This is a genomic window from Lacticaseibacillus pantheris DSM 15945 = JCM 12539 = NBRC 106106 (genome assembly GCF_001591865.1).
Taxonomy (GTDB): Bacteria; Bacillota; Bacilli; order Lactobacillales; family Lactobacillaceae; genus Lacticaseibacillus; species Lacticaseibacillus pantheris.
This window is the reverse complement of record NZ_BCVS01000145.1, coordinates 1-4,370: the sequence shown is the minus strand read 5'-3', so window position 1 is coordinate 4,370 and position 4,370 is coordinate 1. Positions and strand designations below refer to the sequence as shown.

Annotated in this window: 5 protein-coding genes; all 5 read right to left on the bottom strand. The window is 53.5% G+C overall.

Annotated features, from left to right (window positions below; translation table 11 throughout):
* Positions 1-144: 144 nt before the first annotated feature.
* The 5 genes from minD to LPA02S_RS10790 all read right to left on the bottom strand — a co-directional run bounded on the left by minD (position 145) and on the right by LPA02S_RS10790 (position 4,152).
* Positions 145-936, bottom strand: a complete 792-nt coding sequence (minD, locus tag LPA02S_RS10810; RefSeq protein WP_054648841.1) for a septum site-determining protein MinD — start codon at positions 934-936, stop codon at positions 145-147.
* Complete coding sequence (locus tag LPA02S_RS10805) at positions 936-1,592, bottom strand: septum site-determining protein MinC (protein ID WP_054648839.1); 657 nt, start codon at positions 1,590-1,592, stop codon at positions 936-938. The genes minD and LPA02S_RS10805 overlap by 1 nt, the downstream gene beginning before the upstream one ends.
* 22 nt (positions 1,593-1,614) lie before the next feature.
* On the bottom strand, positions 1,615-2,142 hold the full coding sequence (mreD, locus tag LPA02S_RS10800) for a rod shape-determining protein MreD (protein ID WP_056957126.1): 528 nt from the start codon (positions 2,140-2,142) through the stop codon (positions 1,615-1,617).
* 4 nt (positions 2,143-2,146) lie between these two features.
* Positions 2,147-3,004, bottom strand: a complete 858-nt coding sequence (gene mreC, locus LPA02S_RS10795; protein ID WP_056957127.1) for a rod shape-determining protein MreC — start codon at positions 3,002-3,004, stop codon at positions 2,147-2,149.
* A gap of 149 nt (positions 3,005-3,153) precedes the next feature.
* Positions 3,154-4,152, bottom strand: a complete 999-nt coding sequence (locus LPA02S_RS10790; RefSeq protein ID WP_056957128.1) for a rod shape-determining protein — start codon at positions 4,150-4,152, stop codon at positions 3,154-3,156.
* Positions 4,153-4,370 lie beyond the last annotated feature (218 nt).

Here is a 4,370-nt window from a genome sequence, read left to right as displayed (position 1 = left end):
GCGGGGACCAGCCGCTCAAACGGAGCCACCGCGCCAGTACGACCAGCCACTACCAGCGGTCACCGTGGAGCGGTCCACCAAGTCGCAGCACACCACAGCGCTCCCACCGGTCAGAACCGCCAACCAGCCTGCCCACCTAACTTATCAACGGTGGAACAGCTTGTGCCAAAAACCTGTCTTTTGTGCGGTAACCGGCAGTAATGGCACCGTCTCGCCCAGCAGCCGCCGGGCCACGTTGCGGTAACGTTTGCTGGCGTCATTGTCCGGGTCCATCACTACGGTCTCGCCTTTATTGGATTGCACGATGACGTCATCGTCATCCGTAATCAGTCCCAGCAAATCAATGCCTAAGTGCTGCGTAACGTCGTCAACGTCCATCGCGGTGCCGTTTTGGACCATGTGTGGCCGCACCCGGTTGATAATGAGCTTGGGTGGCAACGACATGCTCGACTGTTCAATCAGACCCACGACACGGTCAGCGTCACTCACCGCCGACACTTCTGGAGTGGTCACCACGATGGCTCCGTCCGCGCCAGCAATGGCATTCCGGAATCCTTGTTCAATCCCCGCGGGTGAATCCAAAATAATGAAGTCAAAGTCGGGCTTCAACTCTGCCACCACCGCGGCTACCTGCTCTGGTTCCAACGCGTCTTTGTCGGCATTTTGTGGGGCGGGTAACAAGTACAGGTTATCATCAAAGCGCTTGTCCTTGATCAGGGCCTGTCGCAGCTTGGCGCGACCCGTCGCCACGTCCACGATATCGTAAATAATGCGGTTGGATAACCCCAGTACCGCATCCAGGTTACGCAACCCGATGTCCAAATCCAACAACACCACGCGCTTGCCGCGTAGTGCGAGCGCGGTGCCAATATTGGCACTCGTTGTCGTTTTTCCGACCCCACCCTTACCGGAGGTCACAACGTAACTTGTTCCCATCATTTATCCTCCACTTGGTCAAAAATCCACGGGCGTAACTGCCGTAGCTGCACACTAGGGGCAAAGTTGAGCATGTGTGCGTCATCCATGTAGCACAAATCGCCCGCGGCTGGATGCTCATCGTCAATAATGGCCACTGCATCAGCCAACCGCACTTGTTCCACACCCGTCATGTCACCCACAACCACTGCGCGAGCGTTGTCGGGAAACCCAGCGTGGACGACACCCTCAGCATGGCCCAACAAAAAGATTGAGCCGGTCGCCTTAATGCTAGCGCCAGGGTGGAGTACACCCGTAAAGACCACGTCACCCTCGTAACGCAGGTCTTGACCGGAGCGCACCACCCCACCCGCAAAGTGGGTGCGTGCTGCCGCTACTTTGGCTGCGGCTACCTGGGCATCAACCACATCAGCCGTCAACGCGCTCACAGCAAAGCGCGGATAGTCGTCAAAGACCGCGGCCAAATGCTGCCGCTGATCCTCTGTCAACAAGCGATTCCCCGTCGTGACCGTGAAGCTAACGTTGCCCTCAGGTGTTTCCGCGTACAAGTGTGCTATTAAATCAGTCAACTGGGCGAGAATGGCCTCAAAGCTGGCGTCTTCATCCAACCGGAGGGTAAACCCATCCGAACTGGCCTTCAACACAACTGCATCCACAACGCACCCCTCCATCCAAATATTAGTCTTGCGTTAATTTTACCAGTAATCGTGATAAAACGTAGTACATAATTGCAAAGAGAATAATATTCACGGTCAAACCGGGTGCAATATGTTGCGTAATCAGCGCACCAACCGAAGCGGTTGTACTCCCCAGCATCATCGCCACCACGTAGCTAGCAACTTCGCTGATGGTCACCGCAATGACAAATACGGCCCATACAAACAGCCACCGTCGCGGAACGATTGGGCGGACCTGCGTCACTAGAAATACAATCAATGGCAGGATAAAGGTATTCACGCCCAAGATACCAGTGTAGAAAAAGTCAGTGATTAAGCCCGCGCCGATGGCAATGGGCATCACCCAGTTTTCCTGGGGCACAAAGACGACGACCAGTACAAGGCTCAGCAAAGTCAATTGGGGTACACCAGTGTACGTGGCCCGCATAATCCACTGACCCAGTACGTGCGCGACCGCTCCATCGAGCAAGACGGCCAAGTAGACGGTGGCAATGGCAACCCAGTGCCGGGTAAATTTCTTTTCGTCCACGCCGTTACCCCCCAATTGTCCGCTTGATCACCGTTACTACATCCATATCGTCCAAGTTACCGGCCGGTTTGATGTAAACTTTGTCCGCTAAACCGTAGTTATCAGTTTTAACCGAAGCCACCTTACCAATCAATAGGCCTTTCGGAGTGAGTCCACCCAATCCGGATGTCATCACCTGTTCGCCCTTCTTAATCGTTTGGTTAGTAGAAATTTGGCCCAGCACCAGTTCACCCCGGGCCTTGTTATACCCAGTAATGATACCATTAACCGCGTTGCCACTACTACGGACGACTTCGGCCGCAAAACGGTTCGATGCCGAACTGTTAGTACTGATCATTTCAACTTTAGAGTTAGTCTTATTAACCTCGACAATCCGGCCGACTAAACCAGAGCCGGACATGACGGGCATGTTCTTCTTGATGCCCGCCACGGACCCTTTGTTAATCACCACGGTGTTAGTCCAATCTGAAGGTGACCGTGAGATTACTGAGGCCGTGGCCTTGCTGTAATCAGTCAAAGTCGCGTTGAGGGCCAGCTCCTTTTTCAGGCGCTTGTTTTCCTGTTTTAACGACTGGTTTTGCACCTTAGTCTGGGCTAAGTCGTCCAAACTGGACTTCAACCGTTCGTTTTCGGAATAAGTATTGAAAAGGTTAGCCACGTCGTCCAGGGCGTTACTAATCCCGTTGGCGGGAATAGCCACCACCCAGCTGGTGATACCCACCACGTCGTTCCCCACCTGTTGTACAACTGGTGGGGTGTTTTTGTTGTTCCTGACGCTAACTGAAGCCGCAATTAGCCCTACACAGACCAATAACGACACCATCAGCACAATTAACCGTTTGTTTGAGAAAAACTTCTGCATGACACTGCTCCTCCAGGATGACGCTGGTTGCCATCCCGCTTCTGCCGGTGCTGGGACCACATCAATTGTTCAACCACGCAAGCAACTGGTACGTACCCTCAACAAAAAAGGGCCGGGGCAAAATACTTGTCCCGGCCCACCCTGTTGCTCTACTTCTTCATCGCTTCGATGTTCTTCAGGGATTCACCGGTACCGGTAGCCACACAGTCCAGTGGGTCCTGCGCGATAAATACAGGCACCTTTGTTGCGTCGCTAATGACGCCGTCGATACCCTTCAACAGGGCACCACCACCAGTCAACACGATACCGTGGTCGATGACGTCGGCCGCAATTTCCGGTGACGTTTCTTCCAGGGTCTCCTTGATGGCAGTAATAATTTCCTGCACAATTTCGTTGATGGCCGTTGCCACGTCTACAGCGGCAATCTCGACCGTTTCTGGCAAGCCGGTCAACAGGTTACGCCCACGAATGGCCGTACCCTCGATGTCCTTGGCTTCCTCAACCGAGGCCGAACCAATCGCAATCTTGATGTCTTCAGCGGTCCGTTCACCAATCAGCAGGCTAAACTTCTGGCGAACGTAGGTAATAATAGCCTCGTCAATTTTGTCACCAGCCATACGAATTGAACGACTGGATACAATTCCGCCCAAAGAGATAGTGGCAACGTCGGTAGTACCACCACCAATATCAACCACCATGCTACCGGTTGGGTCCATGACGGGCAAACCTGCACCGATGGCAGCCGCGTACGGTTCCTCGATGACGTAGGCCTCCTTGGCACCAGCAACCTTCGCGGCATCGATAACGGCCCGCTTTTCAACTTCGGTTACACCACTTGGCACACAAACCATAACGTATGGATGTGCGTTGCCACCCAGGGCTTTCTGGATAAAGTACTTGAGCATGGCTGCGGTGGTGTCGTAGTCGGCAATTACGCCGTCCTTCATGGGACGAATGGCGGTCAAGTTCACCGGCGTACGGCCAATCATATCCCGCGCTTCAGTACCGACAGCGGTGATTTCACCCGAGTGGGTATCCTTGGCCACAACGGAAGGTTCGCGCAAAACGATGCCCTTACCCTCGACGTAAACCAATGTGTTCGCTGTACCTAAATCAATTCCAATATTTTTAGTCCCTAATCCAAACAAGCCGTTCTCTCCTTTGGGCATCATGAAAATTCTAACAAAAGCAGTATATCACAGTTGCAGGCGATACCAATGCTCGGTACTGGAAATTTCATAGTCTTAGTCTTTCCTTATAGTACATAGGGTAACATTTTGCAGCGCCGCGTTTCAACACAGTTAGGGTTGGCGTATGGCGGCAGCGTAGGCCAGCCCGGTGAGCTGCGGCTTACGTGGGGTACTCC

Coding starts and splice junctions, on each gene's coding strand:
- minD (WP_054648841.1), bottom strand. CDS start 936: ATGGGAACAAGTTACGTTGTGACCTCCGGTAAGGGTGGGGTCGGAAAA.
- mreC (WP_056957127.1), bottom strand. CDS start 3,004: ATGCAGAAGTTTTTCTCAAACAAACGGTTAATTGTGCTGATGGTGTCG.